Source organism: Myroides sp. NP-2, from assembly GCF_014145665.1.
Taxonomy (GTDB): Bacteria; Bacteroidota; Bacteroidia; order Flavobacteriales; family Flavobacteriaceae; genus Flavobacterium.
The window spans coordinates 132,060-156,736 of sequence record NZ_JACHTD010000010.1; the positions used below are offsets into that span (position 1 = coordinate 132,060).

Below are 24,677 nucleotides of genomic sequence, written 5' to 3' on the forward strand. Positions count from 1 at the left end.
TATTATTCGTATTTAATATATTTTAAAACGTTCACACGGGTAGCCTGATACGCTCTACTCACCACAATAAGCAAGGTAAGTATGACAATAAGAATCAGACAAACAACGTAAACTTCATAACTTATTTCGATGCGGTAGGTATAATCACTCAACCAGGCATTCAATAAATAATAACTGGGATAAACAGCAACACCAAAACCGATCACACAGTAAATCAAATATTGGTAGGACAGTTTTTTAATCAATTCGCCTGTACTAGCGCCTAATACTTTACGGATAGCCACTTCTTTTAATCGCGTTCCGATGGTAAAAGAGGACACAGCAAACAATCCAAATAGCGCAATAAAGATGACAATCAAACTCAATCCTAATAGGATTTGCTTCTGTGTGTTAATTTTCTCGAAGGTTTTGGCGAATTTTTGATCGACAAACTCATAGCTAAAAGGTTCTCTCGCCTCTGGATTAAAGGTATCCCACAACTTTTCTAAAGCGGGAGCAAGGGTCTCCATTTGCGTGACGTCCACTTTCATGGTTACATTGAAAAAATAATTATCTGTTGCTTTGGGTAAGCTAAATATCAAAGGAGTAATCGAATATTCCAATCCTCCGGTATGAAAATCTCTAAGTACGCCTACAACTGTTTTATTTGCGACTTTAAGATCTTCTATACTCGTTTCACCAACAATATTTAATAAGCTCTCGTTAATTAAAATATTTTCGATACTGTCGTTGGCCAAGGCTCGATCTAAAAAGCGTCCTTCTTTTAACTGGATGCCCATCATTTCAAAATAATTGGCTTCTGCCTTCATTTCTAACGCAATTAGATGTTCTTTTTCCTTGTGGTTGAAAAACAAGGCCGTGCTTGCTCCTCCCATACTTGCATATTCGACACCGGCTACAGCCACTTGTTCGACACCTTTGATCTGTAACGCCTCTTGTTTGAATACTTCGTATTTTTGTGCTTTACTTCCATCGTTTACATCAGCTAGAAAGGGAAAGCTAATCACCTGATCTCCGGAAAATCCCAAATCTTTTGTTGCCATGTAATGGGCTTGTTTATACACCATATAAGTGCCCACAATAAACCAACAGGCAATGGCGAATTGTATCACTAAAAAAGTATTTTTAATGAAACTCCCTGAGCGACTGCGATTGAAATCGCCTTTTAACACCTTTAGCACGCGGTATTGTGCAATATAAAAGGCGGGAATTAGCCCTGCAATCAGCAAGATCAAAAAATAGCTACCCACAAACAAGAGCGCCATATCACCCCACTGCACAACGATATTGATGTTTAAATAAGAATTGGCAAAGGGCAACAACCACAAAAACAGAAAAATACTCAAGACAAAAGCAATACAAACAGTGATTGTGGTCTCATATAAACTCTGCTTGATAATCGATCTTTTCACCCCACCTAATACCTTGCGTACCCCAACTTCTTTGGCTCTGGATAAGGTTTGAGAAAGTGCTAAGTTCACATAGTTAAACAAGGACAATAGCAGCATCAAACTAGATAATCCAAGGATAATATTCAGCATTTTACTATTAACCACAGGTTCGGGTATACTACTCGCTATGGATTTTTCACTTTGAAGATGCAACTGATCTAAGGGTTCTAAAAGAATATCCATACCAATAATTCCCTCATATTGCTTTAAAAAATCCGCTAAACTCATATTGGATCTAGCTGCCAAGGGTTCATAGTAATAGTTGAGGTACAATGCTTTAATCGCTGCTGCTGTTTCTTGTTTCTTCGCTGTTTTCAACAGGAGATTATGCGCTGGTCGATCCCAAATGGTTTGTTGATCAATGGATAAAAACTGATAGGTATTGAGCACGATCTCTGGCATAAAGCTACTTCTTCTGTGTCCTATAGCATATACGCCTACGACAGTATACAACTCCTCCTTTATTTTTAGTTGCTCGCCCACGGGATTTACCCCTTTTCCAAATAGCACGGCTGCTTTTTCTTGTTCTAACACCACTTCATTGGGATGCTGAAACACACTTTGTTTGGTCCCATATACCAAGGGATAAGGAAAAAAATCAAAGAAACGTTGACTGCTTTTGAATACTTTTTCTGATCGTTCTTCCTTGTCCTTATAAACAATGATCTCTTCACTATAATTGCTATACAGCAAATAATCTTCCATGACTTGATACTCCTCTTGGAGTTTATCCACCAAAGCAAAAGGATGTTGATTCATCACCACTTTTCCACCGCTGTTCCCTACTAAGTAAATGGACGTTCTATTTTCATTCCACTGGTCAAATGATTTTTCTTCTTTTAAATAGAGGGATGACAGCAATACTGCGGTTATTCCAATAGCTAAACACAAAATAGTCAATAAGAAATACACCTTGTTTTTCTTGCTGTGATACACGTAAATTTTAAACCAGTTATTTAACATAAACTATTCATATTTAATGCATTTAATAAAATCGCCTTTTGTCGCAATGCGCACTTTTGTTCGGATAATAAAAAAGACCAATCCAACCACTAGGAGAAACGAAAACACAAAGGGATAAGCTTCTATTTCTTGTTGATACTTAAACTTATTCAACCAAGCGTTCATTATCCAATACACGGGATAAACGGCCGTAATACAAGCCAAGACAACCGTGATAAAAAAGGGTTTTCCCAAGAGAAAAAAGAGTTCTCGTGGACTTGCCCCAACTATTTTTCGAATAATTATTTCTTTTTGTTTTTGCTCCAGATAGAGGGATAAACTGGCATACAAGCCAAATAAAGCCATGAATACAACCGCTACATTCCAAATCAGAAACATGCGTTTTTGCGATTTGATGTGTTGATAGTTGGACTCAAATTGCTTTGAGAGGGTTTGCTGCTGAAAGGGATATTCATAATCGACATTTACAATCCAAAACGACTGCAGACGTTCTAGGGTTTCTGCTCGATTTACTGCTTGATCTAATTCGATAGAGAGGTAATTAATCCCGTAGGGTAAAAATTCAATATCTTTCCATTGAAACAATACTATCGGCTGTACGGCTTCTTCAAAACCCGTGCTAAAAAAATTGTTCACTACACCTTCAATCAGATAGGTACTTCGGTCATAAGAAATAGCATTTCCCAGTGCTTCCTCTGGTGTTACCCCCATTTTTTCAGCAAATTTCTCGTTGATCCACACCTTGGGTAAGCTATCTACTTCGATGGGCTGATAGGCGATCTTCTTAAATCCCACCATATCAATATAGGCGTTGTCTATCCCTTCCATCACAAAATCGGGGATTTTGCGCATACCATAATAGGCAGTATACTTGGTTTTAATGGATTTATCTTCGTAGGCAATGGTAGATAAAGCAACTGACTTAACTCCTTTAATCTTTTGAATTTCTTGGGTTAACTTGTCGTTTCTATAGAATTTACGGCGGATTTGCTGCGTGAATAATTTCACTTGTACCACTTGATCTCCTTCAAAGCCCCGGTGTTTTTCTTCCATAAAATGTACCTGTCTCGAAATGATCCATCCGCCGACAACAAAGAAAAAAGCAATGGTGATTTGAATGAATAAGCTCACCTCTCTCAATCGCAAACTTTTACTTTTCTTTGGACCTGTTTTCACTTGATGTAACTGATGAACCAGTCGCCTAGTATATAGGGAAAGTATGCCCCCAGCTAAAAACACGACAAAACAAATAACGAGAACAATTCCACTCCAAAGCACTTGATGCTTAATCCCGATGGTCTTATGCAAGAACAGATTGTAAATCGGCATACTGAACTCAACGAGCATCAGCGCTATTCCCATAGCCATTAGCACGTTTAACAAAGTCTCAAAACCGATTTGCAACATCAACTGTATGCTAGAACTCCCCAGCATGGCACGTAGGTGAAATTCTTTTATACGCGATAAAATACCCGCTTGATTCAAGTTGATGTAATTCAATATGGCCAACAAAAAAATTAAAACCGAACAGCCCACGAGTAAATACAGGGTTTCTAATTTGGTTTTCCCCTCTAATAAAGCCGTTTGTTTCGAAATGAATCGCCCTTCTTTCAACGGAGAAAGATAAACGTTGTATTGCTCTACCTTCTCGCTATTTTCAAAGACTCTTTCCTCATTGTTTTCAACCAAAGTCACCAAACTAGAGGCGATCGCTGCGCAGTCTTCCTTACGTTTCACTTTTACGAGCAGTCCCCCGCCGTTTTCTTGCCATAAAGAGGGATTTACCTCCTCATTCCAATCCATATTCATCAAGACTACATCGGGCATAATCGTTGCTTTGTCTGTTAGCTTATAAACTCCAGCCACTTGATACGGACTATGCGCCAACGATAGCGTTTGACCAATCGGATTTTGATGTGGAAAAAATCGCTGAGCCACTTCTTCAGAAATCGCTATATGCATGGGATGCAATACTACTTCATCCACACTGCCATAAATAAATTCAAAATTGAAAAAATCAAAAAACGTAGTTTGCGTATTTAATATTTTCCCTACTACCGCTTGGTGAAACTTACTTTCTGCGTAAAAATCAATATAATCCAAAGCATAGTAGCAGTAATTTTCCACTTGTTTTTGCTGTAGCAATTGGGGACCTACGGCAGCGGGTACAACAATGGCATTAGCCTCTTCGCCAACCGTCACATTAACCTCATAGTATTGTTCTACATTGGCCATCCATTTATTATAACTCCATTCGTCTTGTAAAAAGAAAAGCGATAGCAACAAACACGCTATCCCTATTGCCAAACCTAAAATGGTCCAACAAAAGAACAAGATTGATTTTTGGATGTTTTTCCTAAATGTAGTAAACCAACTGAACAACATAGTACCTGCTTAATTCGATTTTACAGATCCCATAGAATCGGTGTATTTTTTTAATTCTTTTGGCGTATTGTAATAGACCACTTTACCCATGGAATCTGCGTAGGCATTTAAACTTTCGATGGGATAAACTTCAGCTTTGCCCATCGAATCTGCCTCTACTTTCACATATTTTGCCTTGAGTCCTTTACCATCAAATTTTGCGGCGCTATCTACATTAATCGACAGATTTTCCACATCTCCTGTAACAACTACTCCTGCAGCACTGTCCAAATTGACTTTGATGTTCTTTGCCGTAATATCTCCTTTGTATTTGGAAGCAGAGTCTAAATTAATCGACAAGCTCGATGCCGAAAAATCAGCAGTTAAAGAAGAAGCTGAATCACCTTTAATTGCTACGCTACTGCCTTGTGCACGTCCCTTTACTTCTACGCGAACAGTGGTACTAAGGTCGTACTCTACAATCTTGGATTGGGCAATAAATACCTTCACTCTAGTGAGATACACATTTTTTTTGTTTTTCTTTGTGTTCATATCAACATAAAGGGTTGTCCCTACTTGTCTTACAGCAACGTGTTCTATATCTTCTTGCGCCCCTTCTACGCGAACAGTAGTTGCATCCGAAGTAGCATCAACCTGAATCTCAATAGGCATAGCTGCCACTAGTTTAGAAACTTGCCCTGTGATGGTATGCGTTTGTTTGGCTTGTGCCTGTAGCAACAAACTACATAACAGTAAGAGCAAGCTTAGAAAAAAACGTATCATAGTTTTATTTTTATACCGTAAATACATCAACGATCTTGGTATTGATTTTTTCGGATAAAATCATACCATCCTTCATCAAAATTGTGCGTTCCGAATAGGAAGCATCGTGATGAGAGTGCGTTACCATGATAATGGTTGCTCCTTGTTGGTGTAGCTCTGTTAGCAATTCCATTACTTCTGCACCATTCTTACTATCCAAGTTTCCTGTTGGCTCATCGGCCAAAATAATTTTGGGATTGTTGATCAACGCTCGACCAACAGCCACACGTTGTTGTTGACCACCCGAAAGTTGTTGGGGATAGTGTTTCAAGCGGTGTACAATATTCAATCGCTCTGCGATTTCCATCACGCGTTTTTTGCGCTCTCCACTGGGAACTTTGTTGTAAATCAAAGGCAATTCAATATTGTCATAAACTGAAAGTTCATCGATTAAATTAAAATTCTGGAAGATAAACCCGATGTTTTCTTTTCGGATTACAGCGCGTTGATTCTCCGTTAAACCTACCATCTCTTTTTCCAATAAACGGTAACTCCCTGAAGAGGCATCATCCAATAATCCGATGATATTCAATAACGTTGATTTTCCACATCCCGAAGGTCCCATCACTGAAATAAACTCTCCCTTTTTAACTTCTAAGGATACTTCATTCAAAGCGGTTGTCTCTACTTCTTCCGTTTGAAAAATACGAGACAATTGTTTAATTGATATTACCATACTTATTCTTTTATTTGTAAATAATTCACTCTTAGATAATCTTTATAACTTGATATAATAACCTGTTCTCCCGGAGATAAGCCCGAAATTACTTCATAGTAAGCGGGGTTTTCACGGCCAATTTCTATTTGTCGTCTTGCTGCTTTTCCCTCTTTGATGACATACACCCATTCTCCTTTTGTATCCGTAGCAAAACTCCCCTTAGCCAATAATAAACGTTTCTCTTTTCCTGAAAGAAACAACTTGATTCCCATACTATTGCCCTCTTGTAATTTCAATTCTGTATCACTATTAAAGTTTAACTGCACTTCAAATCGCCCATTGATAATCTCTGGTAAAACCTTAATCACCTCAACTGTCACCATTGTTCCCTTAAGATCCACTTGCCCTTTTTGACCAACAACAACGCGATCTAAGTAAAACTCATCGACATTAGCCACTAATTTATAGCCTTCTAACACGTCGATTTTCCCTATGCTTTCACCTGCGTTATACGTTTTTCCCAGCATAGGTTCAAACGAAGACAATCGACCAGAAATCGGCGCTTTCAACAAAAAATTCTGCTTGTTCTCTTTTAGTTTGTCCAAGCTACGTTGAATTACAGCAATCGACTGATTGATTTGTCGAACCTGCACTTGATTGGATTGTTTCTCCTTCTCCACACTTTGCTCCATCAAGGCTTTTCTCTTTTTTTGATAGGAAAAACTTTCAACCGTTTGATTCCACTCATTCAAAGATAAAATCTCTTGATCAAATAATTTTTTATTCAGCGTATATTGTAGCTCTGCATTTTTGTATTCGTATTCGATGCTGATTAAATCTTTCATCAAGCCAATTTCTTGGTTGCGTATATTCATCAAATTGACATTCAAATTATTCATTTGCTCAATCAAAGACGATTCTTGTGACATATACGCCAGTTCAGAACTGGGATTGTGCAACAGTACCAAAGGATCGCCTTTTTGAATAACTGTCCCATTTTCTACAAATATCTCACTAACTGCCCCACCTTCAGCAATATTAATTAACAAAGACTGCAACGGTTCTACTTTACCCTGAAAAGAGATGTACTCTTCAAAAACCCCTTCTTTCACCTCCGTAATACGAATTCCCTTTTTAGACACATTAAGTACAATATCTTGAAAAAAAGTTATATAGGATGTCAGCCCCAAGAGGAGGACTCCACCGATAATTAGTAAAATCTTTTGTTTTTTTTTATTTTTACGGGGCAGAATCTTGTCCATAATGCTTTCTTTTACAAGTAGAATAACAAAAGTATGCCACGAAAGAAAACACAATCATTAAGCTGAAAATCAACAAATTAATAAATGTTTTATTTTTAATGTGTTCGGTATTGAACACTAAAATGTACGATTTCAAACAATACAGCCCATCACCATGAGAAAAACAAATGCAACCATTCTAGTTTTAGATGACAATACAGAGGTTTTAATTGCTGCTAAACTGCTTTTAAAGCGTCATTTCGAATCGGTTTTGACCAACAACAACCCTAAAAAGATCTTCGAAATACTACAGGAAACACCTGTTGATGTTATCATTTTAGACATGAATTACCGCGTGGGTTTTGAGGATGGAAAAGAGGGGATTTATTGGTTTAAGGAAATCAAATCTAGCTATCCACAGGCACAGATCATTTTGATGACTTCGTATGGCCATGTGGAGAGTGCTGTCGAGGGCATAAAACTTGGGGCGATTGACTATATTTTAAAACCGTGGGACAACGACCATTTGATTGACATTGTAAAGAGAGCAGTTCAACAGAGGCGCAAGAAAGAACTAGAATCAACGGCAACTCTTCAGAAGGAGCCTCCTTATTTCGAGGGCAGTGCTCCAGCGATTCAAAAAACATATCGCATGGCACAACGCGTAGCACAAACGGAAGTCAACACGTTGATTTTGGGCGAAAATGGAACAGGTAAATACGTGCTTGCCTCCTACATCCACCAAAATTCGACGCGAAAGAATCAACCTTTTGTCCATGTCGATTTGGGATCGCTCAATGCTAATCTATTCGAGAGTGAGTTGTTTGGCTATGCCAAAGGGGCCTTTACCGATGCCAAACAAGATACAGCCGGTCGTTTCGAAGCTGCAGATGGCGGAACCATTTTCCTGGATGAAATTGGCAACGTACCTCTACATTTACAAGCAAAACTTCTCCAAGTGATCCAATCCAAGTCTGTTATTCGATTGGGTGAATCTCAACCACGTCCTGTTGATGTACGCATAATTACGGCTACCAATGCCGATATTGAAACAGAAGTCGCTCAAAAAGAATTCCGCGAGGATTTATACTATAGAATCAATACGGTCGTATTACCATTACCTGCACTAAGAGAACGCAAAGAAGATATTCCTGCTTTATTGGATTTCTTCATGGAACAATATGCAGCCAAATATCAAATTGAAAAACCGAAAATTAACGCCTATACCTTGGAGTCTCTGTGCAACTATGAATGGCGCGGAAATATTAGAGAAATGCAAAATCGCGTAGAACGCGCCTTAATTCTAACAGAAGCAAACGAACTCCATTTACACGATTTTGGTATCTCAGCATCGGCTATTAAAGAAGGGCCACTAGATGACTCAACCCTGCAAGATATCGAAAGAACAACGATCATCAAAACACTGGAGAAATCCAATGGCAATATCAGTCAAGCTGCTGAAGAATTGGGATTATCGCGCGCTGCTTTATATCGCAGGCTCGAAAAATATAATATTAAAAACTAAAACAAACCCTATGCAGTCGTTTCACTTCAAAGTTTTTATGCGCATCTTGCTCATCCTCGGCTTGTCTTTGGGTGCTACTTGGTTGTTTGTACAACAGTACAGCTACACATTTTTTATTTCCATTCTCGTTATAATAGGCTGTCTAATTGAACTCTACAATTATCAACGCAAATACTACAGCATTATCGATCGGTTAGTTCTGGCAATGATTTACGACGATTTTTCTCTTAAATCCAATAAAAAACAAGCCAATGAAACCTTTCACAACTTGCAAACCCTCTACCAAAAGCTACAAAATGAACAGGAACAAAATGAAGTCAAGGAATTGGTCTACCTCAACATTTTGAACAACTTAGAAACGGGAATTGTTATTTTTGAACGCGATAAAGAAACGTGGAATATCTTCTTAATTAACGATTACTTTGCTAAACTATTTGATATTCCCAAAGTAAAGTCGTGGAACAACCTTTCGCGTTTACTACCTAATTTAACACAACACTTAGAACAACTAGAGTTTAAAGAGTCGAAGAATTCTCTGGATATGCGTATCGAAGGAGAGGAAAAACAAACCTTTATCCTGCAAACATCTATCACGACGAGTCAGAATCAAGAGTTCTATATTGTTTTGTTGGATTCTATTCAAAAAGTATTGGATAAAAAAGAAAAAGACACTTGGGAAAATTTGATGAAGGTCATTTCTCATGAAATAATGAATTCGCTGACGCCAATACACTCCCTAGCGCATAACACGTTGGAAATATTAGAAGAAGATGAGCACTTAACGGCAGATGATATGGACGATTTAAAGTTGAGCATTCAAACTATTGCAAATCGCACAGATCACTTGCGTCAATTCATCGATAACTACCGCAGATTAACCATGCTCCCAAGCCCGCAAAAGGCATGGGTTAATAGCGCAGAAATCCTTACCAATAGCGCAGCGATTCTCAAACCTCTCTTTCAACAGTATAACATTGCCCTACAGACGAGCATTGACACACAAATGTCCCTCTTTTGGGATGCAAAGCAAATGGAACAAGTTTTCATCAACATTTTGACCAATGCCATTTATGCAGTAAAAAATTTGGAGGAAAAAAGGATTGAAATTCATTTATTTGAACGAAACAATCGCTTGTGGATCGATATAATAGACAACGGAAAAGGGATTCCAGAAGAAATTAAAGCGAAGATTTTTATTCCTTTTTACACTACACGTGAAGATGGGGCTGGTATTGGTTTACCCTTATCGAAAAACATCGTTGAAATGCACAACGGATATTTGACCTTTAACCGAAAAGACGAGTCCACCTATTTTAGTATCAACTTTCCGATTGCATAAACTAGAATTGGACGGCGGGAATCCAAAGGATTGTTTTAAAGTCTTGCACTTGATTATCCAATACGACAACCCCTTCACTTTCTAGCAGTTGTTGCATTAGATTCGTACCATCGAAGTGATGCTTTCCACTAAGCATTCCGAGTCGATTGACAACGCGATGGGCGGGAACAGAATCGTCAAAATGAGAGGCGTTCATGGCATAGCCTACCATTCTTGCAGATCGAGGTGCACCAATTGCTTTGGCAATGGCCCCATAAGTAGTTACTCTCCCTTCAGGGATTTCGCGTACCACCGCATACACTCGTTCAAAAAAATTGGCTGAATCCGTCACTATCGCAATAATTTATAAAGCGTAATCAAGCAGATGATTCCTGTTATTGTACCAATGACATAATTGATGTTTCTCAAGAGAAAGGCATTTTCATTTGCCACTTTCTTAAACACAGAAATATAGGCATAAAACATCAACCCAGAGCCTAGAACAACACCGATAGAAAAAACAACGGTGTACGCCCAATCAAAGATAGGGTAGTGATAGGCAGCTAAGGTCACACTAAGAAATACGTAGTACGGAATAGAAAACACATTGATTAACGCCAAGAGTGCCCCGTAAATATAAGGATGCTTTAAACGCTTAACCGCCTGGTTTTCCTCCTTCTTTTTTCGCTTAGCAAACACTAAAAAATACAAGGTCAAGGATCCAAAGATCACTAAACCAATTTCGTGTAAAATTTCTGTAATAAACGGGCTAGAATCAATTAATTTAGCAAAAAAGATAGCGATATAGGTTTGAACAAATATAATAGAGGACGCACCCGCTATATACATGATGGAGGCCTGTCGCCCTCTTTCTTGAGCTACTTTAACAGCAGTCATATTCAGTAATCCCGGAAGGGAAACACCAATCACTGCTGCTAAAAAGCCGATAATTAATAAGATAAAATAATGATCCATTCTTTATTTAACTCTGAATTGAATATAAGTAATGGCCTTATTCTGTTCTAAATACTGGGATTCATAAAACGTTTGAATTTCAGTTACTACCGATGGGGCACCTTCATTTTTGTACACATGGTGATTCGCATAAATCACCTCATGTCCTTCACCGTGTAATAAACCTAAAGTGTAGCCATGCATGAATTCACTATCTGTTTTTAAATTCACTACGCCATCTGCAGTCAAGATATTTTTATAACGCTGTAAAAACTCCGTATTAGTCAAGCGGTGTTTAGTGCGTTTATATTTTATTTGTGGATCAGGGAAAGTAATCCAGATTTCACTCACTTCTCCTTGTTCAAAGGCAAATTCGATCAATTCAATCTGGGTGCGCAAAAAGGCAACATTGGTCAATCCTTCTTCAACCGCTGTTTTAGCACCTCGCCAAAAACGGGCACCTTTGATATCGATACCAATGAAGTTTGTATTGGGATAACGACGAGCTAACTCTACCGTATATTCTCCTTTTCCACAGCCTAATTCCAAAACAATAGGGTTATTGTTTTTAAATACTTCCGATGCCCATTTGCCTTTTTGAGGCAAGTTGGCAATCATTTCTTCTCTTGTTGGTTGGAAAACATTACCGAACGTTTCGTTTTCTCTAAATCGCTTTAATTTGTTTTTACTTCCCACAGGGTTATTTGTTTAAATTCGACGCAAAATTAAATAAATATAACGAAAGTAAAACCTTTTTATAGGGATCACAAATTAACTTGCATTTTCTGTAGGTATGTCAACGGCTTTCTCTAAGGTAAATGAAAATTCCGAACCATAGCCGTAGCTACTTTCTACATATATATGTTCGTCATGCGCTTCGACAATGTGTTTCACAATAGACAATCCCAATCCCGATCCACCAACACTGCGTGCTCCACTCTTGTCTATGCGGTAAAAACGCTCAAACAAGCGCGGAATATGCTCCTTCCGAATGCCCAAACCGTTGTCTGTAATGCGCACAATCAATTTGTTTTTCACTAGGTTTTCAATACTCACTTCAGTTGTTCCTCTTTCGTTGCCGTACTTAATGGAATTTTCAATCAAATTAGTGATCACTTGTCCGATGCGCTCTTTGTCGCCTACTACATAAATTGGCTTTTTATACCCCATGTCAAAAAGCAGAGAAATATTCTTCTTTTTGGCTTTGTATTCCAAGAAATCAAAGGCATTTTGAATTGTCTCAATTAAATCAAATTCCACAACATTTAAATGAAGATCACCTGATTCTAATTTGGCAATCATATCCAAATCTTGTACAATATAGATCAAGCGGTCTACGCCTTGTTCTGCGCGCTCCAAATAACGATCACGTACCTCTAAATCGTCAATTGCACCATCGCTCAAAGTTTCCAAATAGCTCTGAATCATAAACAAAGGCGTTTTTAATTCATGGGAGATATTACCTAAAAATTCACGTCTGTATTCTTCTCTAACTTGTAAGGATTCAATCTCAATCTTTTTATTGGTCGCAAATCTCTCAATTTCTTCTGTTAGCGTTTTCATGTCTGTGGTCACAGCACTGGAGCGAAGATCTGTATGCTCAAGTAGCGATACTTTGTCGTAGATTTTTTTGATTCGACGGTAAATAAAATGCTCCACGCGATACTGAATCACAAAAAAAGAAGCGAAATACACTAAAATAGTGTGAATCACTAAAAGTATCCCTAAGCCTTCTTTGACTAAAAAAACAAAGGGCAGTGTAATAACAAGGGAACATATAGTTATTAATAGCGCTGATTTAACAGCAAATTTGTACGATTTTTTAAAGCGTATGGACATTGAACTACATATCTAATTTATATCCTACTCCTTTAATTGTTTTAAAACAATCGTCTCCAACTTTTTCTCTTAACTTGCGGATGTGTACATCAATCGTTCGCCCACCAACAACCACTTCATTGCCCCAAACGCGATCTAGAATTTCCTCTCTTGTAAATACTTTGCCTGGTTTGGATGCTAATAAATACAATAATTCAAATTCCTTTCTCGGTAGAGACAATTCCGCTCCATCGATTAAAATCTTGTATTCATCGCGATTAATCTCAATATTTCCAATTTGAATCACATCGCCACTTTCCGTTTCTTCTACTGTTTTTAATCGACGTAATAACGCTTTAATCTTACTCATTAAAACTTTTGGTTTCACAGGCTTAGTGATATAATCATCCGCACCCGCGTCAAATCCCGCTACTTGTGAATAATCCTCGCCTCTCGCTGTTAAAAACGCAACAATAACGTTTTGTAAACTGTCTATCTTACGAATGTTTTCACAAGCTTCCATCCCATCCATTTCAGGCATCATAACATCCAAAATAATAAGATGAGGAAGCTCTTTTTTCGCTTTTTCTATGGCCTCTTTCCCATTTCTTGCTGTACTCACTTGATACCCTTCTTTCTCCAAATTATAACTGATGATTTCAATGATATCTTGCTCGTCATCAACTAATAAGACTCTAATGTCAGAATTTTTCATCCTTTGTATGTGTGTGTTTTAAATCAGTTCAAAGATAAAGATAATACATTATGTTAAGTAAAGTTTACAATTATTTAATGTGGTAACTATTTAATAACGTTTACTGTAAAATGTGTTAAAGTAGCGGTAACACATAAGACATATTTGCGCTAGTTCTTTGCACTAGCTTAAATAAAATAAGAATTATGAAATCAAAGTTACTATTCGCTCTATTATTTATTAGCCAGATAGTTGGAGCAGCCAATGGAACTATTAAGGGACTTTTACAAGATTCCGCAACCAAAGAACCACTAGCCTTTGCCTCAGTTAGTATCAAAGGAACAACACAAGGGGTAAATACAGATTTAGATGGTTTTTTTACCATAGAAGTACCAGAAGGAACACAAACCTTGACCTTTAATTACGTGGGGTATACTTCTGCAGATCAAACCATCGTGGTTAAACCAAATGAAACTGTAGAAGTAACCATTGACTTAATTTCAGAAAGTGTACAATTAGAAGGGGTTGTAGTACAAGCTACGCGATCAAAATCGCGAGAAGCAACCTTATTAATCGAACAACAACGTTCGGTAGAAATGAAGCAACACATCGGTTCACAAGAACTTTCAAGAAAAGGAGTAAGTGATGTTGCTAGTGCCGTTGCCAAAACAACAGGTGTAGCCAAACAAGAAGGATCAGGTACTATCTTTGTTCGCGGACTAGGAGATCGATACAACAGTACGTTGTTAAACGGATTACCTCTTGCCTCGAATGACCCTGAAAAGAAAAATATTGATCTAAACATTTTCTCTACAGATATCGTAGAATACATTGCCATTGACAAAACGTATTTTGCACGTAATTATGGAGATTTTGCAGGAGGAAATATCGATATTAGGTCTAAAAATCACACAGGAGCAGGTTATGTAGAAGTAGGTTTAAGTTCTAATGTCAATACAAACGCATTAAAACAAGATAACTTTAAAACACTTTCGGATCGCAGCTTCTTCGGTTTTTCGGATAAGAAAATACCAGGAAATGCATTAAATGGGTACAACTTCAAAAACTCTACCCAAACCGATACGCGCAGTCCTTGGGGAGCTGGATTGAACATCAATACAGGAAAATCATTCTTCTTCGGCTCTGAATCAGCCTTACATTTATTTGCAACTGCTTCTTTTGGCAATAACTTCAAACACAAAGAAGGAATCACTAGAACAGCTCAAGCACAGAACTCTTTTACCAAAGACCTTAATCTAGAGGCATTCGAATATAGCACTAATACTACGGGAATGGTAAATGCTCATTTTGATATCAATGCATCAAACGCGATCAAATACAATTTCTTATTTGTCAACGATTCAAAAGAGAAAAATGAGGATTATACAGGGTATATGCGCGACATTACACTTGACAATTCTGATTATACTTATGTAAATAGACAAACCTATCGTCAAGACCGCTTAATGGTGAACCAACTATTAGGTAACCACAAAATGACTGATCAAATTGATGTAAACTGGGGTGCAGCATTCAACAACATCTCTGCTCAAACACCAGATAGACAACAATATACGCTGAACAAATTAAAAAACAGCGACAGCTATGCCTTCTCTATTAACTCTAGATCAGACAACAACCGCTATTTTGAGGATTTAAAAGAAAATGAATTCGCTGCAAATATTGCTGCTGATTATAAATTTGCTCAGAATGAGGAAAATCTATACGACGGTAAATTAACCGTTGGATATAACTTCAGAAAAAAAGAAAGAAACTTTAAAGCTACGCAGTTTGTATTTCAAATCAACAGCGATTACAACAATGATATAAACCCTAATGCACTAGATAGCTTCTTTAATCAATCGAATTTTGCACAAGGATATTTCGATATATACACCTTCCGTGGTGGATCGGGAACACCAAACGCAATGTTGCCGCAAACCTATGATGGAGATCTTTTGATTCACGCTGGTTTTGTAAACGTAGAATATCGATTGACACCTAAACTTTCCGGTTCCATCGGAGCGCGTTTTGAGACAATTTCACAAGATGTCTCTTGGCAAACGCAATTAGATTCAGATAAAACAAGTAATAAATTTACTAAAAACGCATTCTTACCAAGCTTATCGTTAAAGTATGAAGTAAACGACAACAACAACTTGCGTTTTGCTTTGTCGAAAACCTATACTCTACCTCAATTCAAAGAAAGAGCACGTTTTATTTATGAAGATGTAACGGAAATTAAAGTAGGTAACCCCGATTTATACGCTTCAGATGATTACAACGTGGATTTAAAATGGGAGTACTTCCCACAAACAGACGAAGTGATCTCTGCTACTGTTTTTGGAAAATACATCAAAAACCCAATCAACGAAATTGTATCCGCTTCTTCTTCGAATGATATTACCTATGCCAATACGGGCGATTATGGTTATGCAACAGGATTGGAAATCGAAGTGCGCAAAAATTTATTCAGCTTTGACGATGCCCTAACGAACAAAATTACCGGTGGTATCAACGCATCAATCATGAAAACATACCAGAAATTAGACAATGAAAAGGTAAATAGCGAAAACAAGTATTTAAGCACTTCGTTTACCCACGACAATGCTAGTTTCACTGGAGCCTCTGATTTATTGTTAAACGCGGACATCTCCTACATCAAAGAATGGGCAAATGATCAAAAATTAATGGCAACACTTTCATATGCACACTTTTCTGACAAGCTGTATTCTTTGGGAACAGAGCAAAGTGGAAACTTAGTGGATAAAGCCTTTGGATTCTTGGATTTTGCTTTCAAGTACGACTTTTCTAAGCGATTTGGTATGAGCTTTAACGCAAAGAACTTATTGGATCCCGCAATTGAGAGAAAACAAGAAAACCTAACACAAGATGTTTTAGTGCAATCGTACAAATTAGGACAAAACTTTAGCTTAGGATTCAAATATACTTTCTAAAAAAAAGAATATTCCTGTTCACAAAAGCCTGCCTCAAGTGCAGGCTTTTTTTTATGTCATCCTTAGTGTTATTTCATGTGAGTGCTCCCAACAAACAAAATACAACCTACCACCAACCGTTGTTTCTATCGAGTATATTTAATACTTCTGACATATCTTCACCAAAGTAGTTGTGCTGTTCTGCCACTTGAGCTAATTCGGGATAATTCAGCGTTAATCCAATAAACATATAGGGAGCTGGTCGTGTTTCACTAGGAGGGAGATTCAACTCTAAAAGTGAGGTATACACCCAGATCATCGCTCGTTCTTCGGGGGTATAGTAGGGTTCGCGTTCCTTAAAGTAATTGCTTACCTCACTTTGATCTGCTGCGTATTCATTGGGAATATACTCCGTTGTCATCTGAGTAAAATAGTAGTCTAACGGAACGCGGATATAAGCCTCATCTTCTTTGGCTAACGCAACGGCTGCAGCGAGCATCTTTTTCTTGACAATCAACTTCCCATCAAATCCGCGACAAAAAAACAGGCGATCATACATGCGGTAATCCCAGCCTTCACGGGTATTCTCCACTGTAGACTTATACCAGAGCAAACGATTCCTTAAAATCTCTTGATAAAAATGATCGTATTCCATTGAAAAATTCTCATAGCCAAAATCATCGTCAAAACGCTCTATTATCGATTTGTTCAAATACACAAATGCTGCTTTATTATCATGGAAAATAAAATTATTTAATGCTAATTCATAAGGGCTACCAAAATAGATATAATAAAGTTCATCAAAGTCATCTCGTTCTAATTTACTAAATGCATTTGCTGATTCTATGGACGTTAAAAAATGTCTTTTGAGGTCAAAAACATAATTATCATAAGCAAAATCTAAGGTTGGAACCAATTTGTGAAATTTTAGCGGATAAGTTTTTACCCTAAGAATTAAATAATCTTCCATCTTAATAATTCGAGGATTATCCGTGTAATCTGCATAAATATCAACATCGAAAATTTCTTTAATTCGACTTGCAAATACCGCTTCACTTGGAAATCGAAATCCCAGAGACTTTAAACCTTGATAATAGAGATCATTAGTTAAGTTAATTTCTTCCATGGTAAGAAATTCTTTGGTGCAGTCTATTGTTTCAATTCTCCAGAATCCATCCCATATTTTTGCTAATTTTTGTTGATTTTCTTTTGTCCTCATTTCCTTAACTTCTGTTCGCTCAGCATATGATACCTGTTGTGGCAAATCTTGCCAATGTACCTTTTCCTTTTCTTGATTAACTAAATCCTGTTTCCTTTCAGTTGATATCTCTTTTTCTTGTCCCTTGCATCCATAAATCAGTAAGATGAGGACTGTCAACATTATTTTTTTATCATTATAATTTATTTTTATAGCCCTTTGGTCTAAAATATCCAAACCAACTGTCATGTGCACAAAGAGCTCCTCCAGTGCGTTTGTAGTAAGCTATTCCTATTTTTACTTTCTATTTCAAACTAAAAACTCGCTAGAGTACCTTATATGTCTATTGCATTCCATAGAACACCATCGCATCCGTAAAGGCTTTTTTAATTATTTAACTCAAAAAACACGACTTCTCTCTCCATAACACATCGCTCTTCTTTCGCTTATTTTTTATAAAAATAGACGAAAAAAAAAGCTAAAATAGAGGAGTAACAAGCAAAACAGGTGAATATACTAAGCAATAAAGAACTTTAATTTATTTTGTATACGTAATTCTCAATAGATCGATGTCAGCATAAACAAATAGGAAGGAAGTGTACAATTCAATCTCTACTTTTTCATAACAATTCATTAATATACAACCTAACTATCATAACAATTCAATGATAAAGCGCTAACCATCAGTTCATTTTAGTACACAATCTTTGTAACAGATAAAATAAAATAACACAATTACTTTATGAAAAGATTATTCAAATCAGGGTTATCAATTGCTTTAGCATCAGTTTTATTCGTTAGTTGTTCATCTGACGACAATTCGAACAACAACGGAGGAGGTCCAAACCCAACAGAAAACATTGGTCAAACACTGAAAAAAGGACAGACATTAACGTTAGAGAAAAATAAAAAATACAACTTATCAACAAAACTAGTTGTAGAAGATGGAGCAACTTTAAATATTGAAGAAGGAGTTGAAATCGTTGGTACGGGAGGAACATCTTCTTATATTGCAGTTGCACAAGGAGGACAAATATTCGTAAAAGGAACTAACACCAATCCAGTAGTAATGACTGCTTTGGAAAAGAAAAGAGGTAGCTGGGGAGGTTTAGTTGTATGTGGTAAAGCACCAATCAACAAAGCAAAAACAGCAACAGCTGAAGTATCAGACTTAACCTATGGTGGAGATGTTGCAAATGACAACTCAGGATCGATCCGTTACTTGAGAATTGAGTATGCAGGAGCTAACTTTAACAGCGAAAAAGAATTCAACGGATTGTCTTTATTCGGAGTAGGAAGCGGAACAAAAATTGAATATGTACAAGCTCACGAAGGTTCAGATGACGGATTTGAGTGGTTTGGTGGAACAGTAAGTGCACAATACTTAGTTTCTTCTCACAATGACGATGATCAATTCGACTGGACAGAAGGATGGAATGGACAAGAGAACAAATTCTGGTATGCTAAACAATCAGGTACTGCAGATAAAGGATTCGAAGCCGACAACAATTCTAAAACTAGAACAGCAGAACCGTATTCAAACCCTACAATTGATGGAATTACGTTAATCGCAGCCAAAAAAGGGGAAGGTACAGCAATGAAACTACGTGAAGGAACTAAAGGACAACTGAAAAACGTAGTGTTAAGCGGTTGGAAATTAGCCTTTGATGTAGAACATGACGAAACAATTGCCAATGTGGCCAATGGTTCATTATTAGTAAGTAATGTAAAACTAATTGATGTTACTGAAAAAGCAAAAGGTAAAAACACAGCAGGTGAAGCAGCAGATGTAAATGCAGTATTTGTTGAAGGAGAAAACCAAGGAGCTGGAAATAATGCGAATGCACCAGAATGGACAAAAGGTTGGACTCTAGGACTATAAGAATTTAATTATTTTGAATTAAATATAATAATAAGTCATTAATTTATGTTAAGAAAAAATATTTGCCCTAAAAAAGCAAATATTTTTTTTATCATATAAGATATATTCCTTACTTTTATAGTATTAATTTCATTTGGATGACTAAAAACTACTTTTATAAACTCTTCTTTATTGGAACTTTCTTCTTGCTTACTAGCTTGAGTTATGCTCAAGTTCCTGCAACGGGCGAATTCCAAACTAAAGCAACAGTTGTTAAAACAATTGAAGGTCTTTCTATTTATCCAAACCCCGCTACTATTAATGGGAAGATCACAATAGAAACCAAAACAAATGAAGCCAAAGAAATTGAGATTTACAATGTGGTAGGAAAAAAAATATTCTCCACAAACCTCAATACGAAAGAATTAATTTTACCGAATAGCGTAACAGCAGGAATTTACATCATTAAAATTAAAGAAAACAATGCCTCTGCCACGCGTAAATTAATCGTGAAGTAACAAATCAGTACCCGATAAATCTAAAGCATCATTTCAACAATGATGCTTTTTTTATTGTATTTTTGTAGCAAATAAGTGAATTGTGTTTACACCTGAAGATATCATTAGCATACAGACCCGAAAAGAATTTCATAAAATAGCGATGAAAGTATATCGCTATCAATATGAGCACAATGCGGTGTATCGCCAATTTTGTGACTTGATTCGAAAAACGCCAACGGAAGTTCGCAGCCTTGATCAAGTTCCCTTTCTTCCTATTGAATTCTTTAAAAACAAAACAGTTCTCAGCAGTGATCTGCCGATTCAAACTACGTTTACCAGTAGTGGAACAACAGGTGCAATTACGAGTAAACATCATGTAACGGATTTGCAATACTATGAAGCAAGCTTTAGAAAAGGTTTTTCTTCCTTCTATGGTCCTATTGAAGATTACGTTGTTCTAGCGTTATTGCCCTCTTATTTAGAACGAGAAGGATCTTCGCTGATCTACATGGCTGATGACTTTATCAAGCAGTCAAATCACCCAGAGAGTGGCTTCTATTTACACAATTACCAAGAACTAATCACTCACTTAGAAACGTTAGACAAACAAGGAAAAAACATTCTACTCCTAGGGGTAACTTATGCTTTATTAGACATCGTTGAGCAACACCAATTCGAGTTAAACAACACCATAATTATGGAAACTGGAGGGATGAAAGGCAAACGAAAAGAAATGATTCGCGAAGAGTTACACCAGTTGTTATGCCAAGGATTTGGCGTAACTAAAATTCACTCAGAATACGGCATGACAGAGCTTCTTTCACAAGCCTATTCTCTAGGAGATGGCATTTTCCAATGCCCAACCTGGATGGATATTGTCATCCGAGACCCAGAAGATCCTTTTACACGCATCGAAACCTTTGGAAAAGCAGGGGGAGTCAATGTAATAGATTTAGCGAATATCAACTCGTGTTCCTTCATTGCTACGCAAGATTTAGGTAAGAAATACGAAGATGGAAGCTTTGAAATTTTAGGGCGATTTGATCAGGCGGACATTCGAGGTTGTAACCTCATGGTCGTATAAATATAAAAAGGGCGATTTGAGTAAATCGCCCTTTTCTATTCGTTGTCTAACAATTCTGTTTTCTCTGCAAAATAATCGCAGAAGTCGCGCATAGTTGCTGCCATTTTTTCATCTTCTGTTGCGCGTTCATAGGTATCAGCCATAGCGACTAAAGTTTGATGAAAGAATTTCTTCATCTCGTCTACTGGCATATCTTTAGTCCACAAATCAATACGCAACGTCTCTTGTGCCGCATGATCCCAAATAGAGAGTAACATTGCTTTAGACTTAGCGCGATCTACACCGCCGTCTTTTGCTGTCCACGTCAATTTATCCGGAACGCGATTCTCATCTAACTCTACTCTAATATTGATATCAGAAATGTGCTTTTTACTCATTACTTCTTCGGTTTATATTTTGATTTTTCGAAAATATCTTTCGCATCCATTGCAAAAAGTTCCTGCAAAGTTACGTTATTATTTTCCATAAATGAACGAACAATTTGCCATCCCATCCAAACCCCAACACGTCCAGGTGATTCGCCGTCAATATCGAGATAAAATTTGCTAAAAGGTGCAGGATCAATAAAGCGTGCACTTAATTTGACATCCGTATCAAACAACAATTGGTTGTCGATGATATAGCGCCAAACTTGAGATTCATTCGCTAAGCACCAATCCAACTGTTCTTTGTTGTAAGTCATCAGGGTCTCTTTAGGTGCATTTGGCAACAACATCTCTTTTGCATATACCAATTTCCCTTGCTGAACCATTGCCCCTAAAAACGTACGATCAGTTGTTTTGGGCAACTTTTGAATGATAAAGCTCTCCGCCATATCGGGCAAAATCTGCACAGGTTCGAATGTTGTTCGCGTATAAGCTGCAAAACTTTTATAAAAATGGTGATCTTTACCTAAATACGTATCCAAACTAACCAACGCCAACGTATCGGCATAAATCGCTTTGGCCGCTACATCAACTTCCGATAGGACCGTTATAATCTTTTTGTGATCGGATTCCTCCGGATAATAGTATTTGATGTACTGAAATAAGTTCTTTAAATCTTCTGGTAGCGATTTCAGATCGGCATATTTTTTGTTGACTTCTTGATAGAGCTCCTTAAAAATAGTGTCATGCTTTTTCTCAAGCCAAGCAGCATCCGGAACGCCAGCGGGAAACATATAAGGATATTTAGCCTTTAACAGCTGAAAGTCTTCGTCTTTTCCTGTATAAAAATCCTGATCAAAGCGCGCTACAGTTACTTCCATAGGGATTTGTGCCACTTCTTTGTTTACTTTGCTTTTAGAGTCGCCACAACCCAGTACAAAAAAACTGGAAACCGCTAAGCAGGATAAAGATATTTTACTAATTTTGAACATAGTATACTTGATATTTTTCTGATCCTTACAAATATAAAAAGAAGAACCACAACTCAATCACAATTTTTCTATGATGAATCAAAACTTTCAAACCGAAGCAGTAACCCTTCACATTGTTGAATGGCTAAAGAATTACGCCTTAGCGAGTGGCATCGAAGGATTTACCATCGGAATATCGGGAGGCATAGATTCAGCAGTAACCTCTACGCTGTGCGCGCGAACAGGATTGCCTTTACTCTGTGTAGAGATGCCCATTCACCAAGCCGCATCACAAGTAGATCGCGCACAAGAACACCTTGCTTTTTTGAAGGCTAACTATGCGAATGTTTCCTCTACAACAGCGGATTTAACCTCGACATTTGAACTATTTAAACAACAAGTGCCAACTATAGAGGACCAACAACTGCTTGCGCTAACCTTAGCCAATACAAGAGCTAGATTGCGCATGACTACGCTATACTACTATGCAGGTATTCATCGATACTTGGTGGTGGGGACAGGTAACAAAATAGAAGACTTTGGTGTGGGGTTCTTTACTAAATACGGCGATGGCGGTGTTGATATTAGTCCCATCGCAGATTTGTTAAAATCACAAGTTCGCTTAATCGGCGAATATCTAAACGTACCCAACAGCATCATCCAAGCCAAACCTACAGACGGTTTATTCGGAGATGATCGCACGGATGAAGATCAATTAGGAGCTTCCTATGATGAATTAGAAGTAGCCATGCTTGCCGCAGAAGAAGGCAAAACCATAGCAGATTTCCAAGGTAGAGCACGAGAAGTATTTGCTATCTATACACGATTAAATCGAATCAACCAGCACAAAATAAACCCCATCCCAGTTTGTATTATTCCCCAACAATTAAAATAAAAAGCTATGATCAAAAAATACTGTTTACTCCTAGGATCTTCCCTGCTCTTTGCAGCTTGTTCCTTAACCGATGATTACGACCGAGACGTATTAATCCGCACAGAAAACTTAGAGCAATACGGATGTTTTAACACCAAAGACAATTTATATGTTCCAAGCCTACGCGACAACGAATTTCTAATTATCAATAACCCTTATGACTACAGAAAGCTAGTTCAAGGTTGTAATGCTGAAATTGATTTTAGAAACTTTGACTTAATCATTGGCCAGTTTTGGGTAGAATCAAACACAGCGGACATCAAATATATATACACCAGAAATCGCTATAATAGATATACTCTCCACGTAGACTTTCTACAAAACTGGGGTGGGCGACCAAAATTTGTTACCTATCACGCTATTGTGCCCAAACTACACCCTGGCGACCCTGTTGAAGTAATAACTACAGTTATACTACCATAGAGCTTAAAAAATAAAAAAAGCCGTTTAAATCGATTTAAACGGCTTTTTTTTATTTGTTGTGTGGTGAGTGGTAAGTGGTGAGTGGTAAGTGGTGAGTGGTAAGTGGTGAGTGGTACTACTCACTATTCACTATTCACTACTCACTATTCACTACTCACTATTCACTATTCACTACTCACTACTCACTATTCACTACTCACTATTCACTACTCACTATTCACCACTCACTACTCACTGTAAACCAAAAAAAAAGCCTGACTACTTGCGTAATCAGGCTTTCAAAAGAAGGGCGGCGACATACTCTCCCACCATGTGGCAGTACCATCTGCGCTAGCGGGCTTAACTTCTCTGTTCGAAATGGGAAGAGGTGAGCCCCGCCGCAATAACCACCCTAAAGCGGTTGTTATAAATTCCCAAAAGGATCCTATAACTAATATTGTATATTATAACTTAACAAATACATAACTAAATTTAGAAAGTTGCCCTCCCTCTACATAACGTAGAGGGAGATACACATAAGCTTACGGGCTATTAGTACTACTCGACTTTGACATTACTGCCTTTACATCTATAGCCTATCAACGTTGTCATCTTCAA

The 24,677-nt window shown here is 37.5% G+C and carries 21 protein-coding genes and 2 rRNA genes; 8 read left to right on the forward strand and 15 right to left on the reverse strand.

The features are described 5' to 3' along the window. Positions 1–2: 2 nt before the first annotated feature. Genes H4K35_RS11115 through H4K35_RS11135 form a run of 5 tightly spaced genes read right to left on the reverse strand, consistent with a single transcriptional unit; the run spans position 3 to position 7,520 of the window. Positions 3–2,414, reverse strand: coding sequence for an ABC transporter permease (locus H4K35_RS11115; RefSeq protein ID WP_182627964.1), 2,412 nt, complete (start codon positions 2,412–2,414; stop codon positions 3–5). A gap of 3 nt (positions 2,415–2,417) precedes the next feature. Further along, complete coding sequence (locus H4K35_RS11120; protein ID WP_182627966.1) at positions 2,418–4,799, reverse strand: ABC transporter permease; 2,382 nt, start codon at positions 4,797–4,799, stop codon at positions 2,418–2,420. Positions 4,800–4,808: 9 nt separating this feature from the next. Next, the gene (locus tag H4K35_RS11125) at positions 4,809–5,561 is read right to left on the reverse strand and encodes a DUF2807 domain-containing protein (RefSeq protein ID WP_182627968.1); all 753 of its coding nucleotides are present in this window, start codon (positions 5,559–5,561) and stop codon (positions 4,809–4,811) included. Between the two features lie 10 nt (positions 5,562–5,571). Then, complete coding sequence (locus H4K35_RS11130; RefSeq protein WP_182627970.1) at positions 5,572–6,276, reverse strand: ABC transporter ATP-binding protein; 705 nt, start codon at positions 6,274–6,276, stop codon at positions 5,572–5,574. 2 nt (positions 6,277–6,278) lie between these two features. Then, complete coding sequence (locus H4K35_RS11135) at positions 6,279–7,520, reverse strand: efflux RND transporter periplasmic adaptor subunit (RefSeq protein ID WP_182627971.1); 1,242 nt, start codon at positions 7,518–7,520, stop codon at positions 6,279–6,281. Between the two features lie 154 nt (positions 7,521–7,674). On the opposite strand from H4K35_RS11135, the gene H4K35_RS11140 reads away from it, so the two are divergent. Beyond that, the gene (locus tag H4K35_RS11140) at positions 7,675–9,024 is read left to right on the forward strand and encodes a sigma-54 dependent transcriptional regulator (protein ID WP_182627973.1); all 1,350 of its coding nucleotides are present in this window, start codon (positions 7,675–7,677) and stop codon (positions 9,022–9,024) included. A 10-nt stretch (positions 9,025–9,034) separates the two neighbouring features. Continuing rightward, complete coding sequence (locus tag H4K35_RS11145) at positions 9,035–10,363, forward strand: PAS domain-containing sensor histidine kinase (protein WP_182627975.1); 1,329 nt, start codon at positions 9,035–9,037, stop codon at positions 10,361–10,363. Between the two features lies 1 nt (position 10,364). Here the strand turns inward: H4K35_RS11145 and H4K35_RS11150 are convergent, their stop codons facing one another. The 5 genes from H4K35_RS11150 to H4K35_RS11170 all read right to left on the reverse strand — a co-directional run bounded on the left by H4K35_RS11150 (position 10,365) and on the right by H4K35_RS11170 (position 13,829). After that, positions 10,365–10,694 carry an MGMT family protein gene (locus H4K35_RS11150; protein ID WP_182627977.1) on the reverse strand — a complete coding sequence of 110 codons (330 nt, stop codon included), beginning with the start codon at positions 10,692–10,694 and terminating at the stop codon, positions 10,365–10,367. Continuing rightward, positions 10,694–11,317, reverse strand: coding sequence for a LysE family transporter (locus H4K35_RS11155; RefSeq protein ID WP_182627979.1), 624 nt, complete (start codon positions 11,315–11,317; stop codon positions 10,694–10,696). The genes H4K35_RS11150 and H4K35_RS11155 overlap by 1 nt, the downstream gene beginning before the upstream one ends. A gap of 3 nt (positions 11,318–11,320) precedes the next feature. Further along, complete coding sequence (trmB, locus tag H4K35_RS11160; protein WP_182627981.1) at positions 11,321–11,992, reverse strand: tRNA (guanosine(46)-N7)-methyltransferase TrmB; 672 nt, start codon at positions 11,990–11,992, stop codon at positions 11,321–11,323. 75 nt (positions 11,993–12,067) lie between these two features. After that, positions 12,068–13,135 (reverse strand): cell wall metabolism sensor histidine kinase WalK, encoded by a 1,068-nt coding sequence (locus tag H4K35_RS11165; RefSeq protein ID WP_182627982.1) that lies wholly within the window; start codon positions 13,133–13,135, stop codon positions 12,068–12,070. A gap of 4 nt (positions 13,136–13,139) precedes the next feature. Beyond that, positions 13,140–13,829, reverse strand: a complete 690-nt coding sequence (locus tag H4K35_RS11170; protein WP_182627984.1) for a response regulator transcription factor — start codon at positions 13,827–13,829, stop codon at positions 13,140–13,142. Between the two features lie 185 nt (positions 13,830–14,014). Here H4K35_RS11170 and H4K35_RS11175 point away from each other — a divergent pair, with 185 nt between their 5' ends. After that, complete coding sequence (locus H4K35_RS11175; protein ID WP_182627985.1) at positions 14,015–16,765, forward strand: TonB-dependent receptor; 2,751 nt, start codon at positions 14,015–14,017, stop codon at positions 16,763–16,765. 106 nt (positions 16,766–16,871) lie between these two features. Here the strand turns inward: H4K35_RS11175 and H4K35_RS11180 are convergent, their stop codons facing one another. Next, positions 16,872–18,125, reverse strand: coding sequence for a hypothetical protein (locus tag H4K35_RS11180; RefSeq protein ID WP_255492439.1), 1,254 nt, complete (start codon positions 18,123–18,125; stop codon positions 16,872–16,874). Positions 18,126–18,684: 559 nt separating this feature from the next. Between H4K35_RS11180 and H4K35_RS11185 the strand changes: the two genes are divergently transcribed. From H4K35_RS11185 to H4K35_RS11195, 3 genes are all read left to right on the forward strand, one after another. Next, entirely contained in the window at positions 18,685–19,824 is a 1,140-nt protein-coding gene (locus tag H4K35_RS11185) for a hypothetical protein (protein ID WP_182627989.1), read from the forward strand. Positions 19,825–19,961: 137 nt separating this feature from the next. Then, positions 19,962–20,321 carry a T9SS type A sorting domain-containing protein gene (locus tag H4K35_RS11190; RefSeq protein WP_182627991.1) on the forward strand — a complete coding sequence of 120 codons (360 nt, stop codon included), beginning with the start codon at positions 19,962–19,964 and terminating at the stop codon, positions 20,319–20,321. Positions 20,322–20,403: 82 nt separating this feature from the next. Next, the gene (locus tag H4K35_RS11195; RefSeq protein ID WP_182627993.1) at positions 20,404–21,387 is read left to right on the forward strand and encodes an acyl transferase; all 984 of its coding nucleotides are present in this window, start codon (positions 20,404–20,406) and stop codon (positions 21,385–21,387) included. 35 nt (positions 21,388–21,422) lie between these two features. Here the strand turns inward: H4K35_RS11195 and gldC are convergent, their stop codons facing one another. Both gldC and gldB read right to left on the reverse strand, forming a co-directional pair. Continuing rightward, entirely contained in the window at positions 21,423–21,764 is a 342-nt protein-coding gene (gene gldC, locus H4K35_RS11200) for a gliding motility protein GldC (RefSeq protein WP_182627995.1), read from the reverse strand. Beyond that, positions 21,764–22,744 carry a gliding motility lipoprotein GldB gene (gene gldB / locus H4K35_RS11205; protein ID WP_182627997.1) on the reverse strand — a complete coding sequence of 327 codons (981 nt, stop codon included), beginning with the start codon at positions 22,742–22,744 and terminating at the stop codon, positions 21,764–21,766. Before gldB ends, gldC begins: the two co-directional genes overlap by 1 nt. A gap of 70 nt (positions 22,745–22,814) precedes the next feature. Between gldB and nadE the strand changes: the two genes are divergently transcribed. Both nadE and H4K35_RS11215 read left to right on the forward strand, forming a co-directional pair. After that, entirely contained in the window at positions 22,815–23,618 is an 804-nt protein-coding gene (nadE, locus tag H4K35_RS11210; protein WP_182627999.1) for an NAD(+) synthase, read from the forward strand. Positions 23,619–23,624: 6 nt separating this feature from the next. Continuing rightward, on the forward strand, positions 23,625–24,080 hold the full coding sequence (locus tag H4K35_RS11215; protein WP_182628001.1) for a hypothetical protein: 456 nt from the start codon (positions 23,625–23,627) through the stop codon (positions 24,078–24,080). Positions 24,081–24,364: 284 nt separating this feature from the next. Here the strand turns inward: H4K35_RS11215 and rrf are convergent. Then, positions 24,365–24,474 (reverse strand): 5S ribosomal RNA (rrf, locus tag H4K35_RS11220). A 116-nt stretch (positions 24,475–24,590) separates the two neighbouring features. Continuing rightward, positions 24,591–24,677 (reverse strand): 23S ribosomal RNA (locus H4K35_RS11225); the annotation flags it as partial.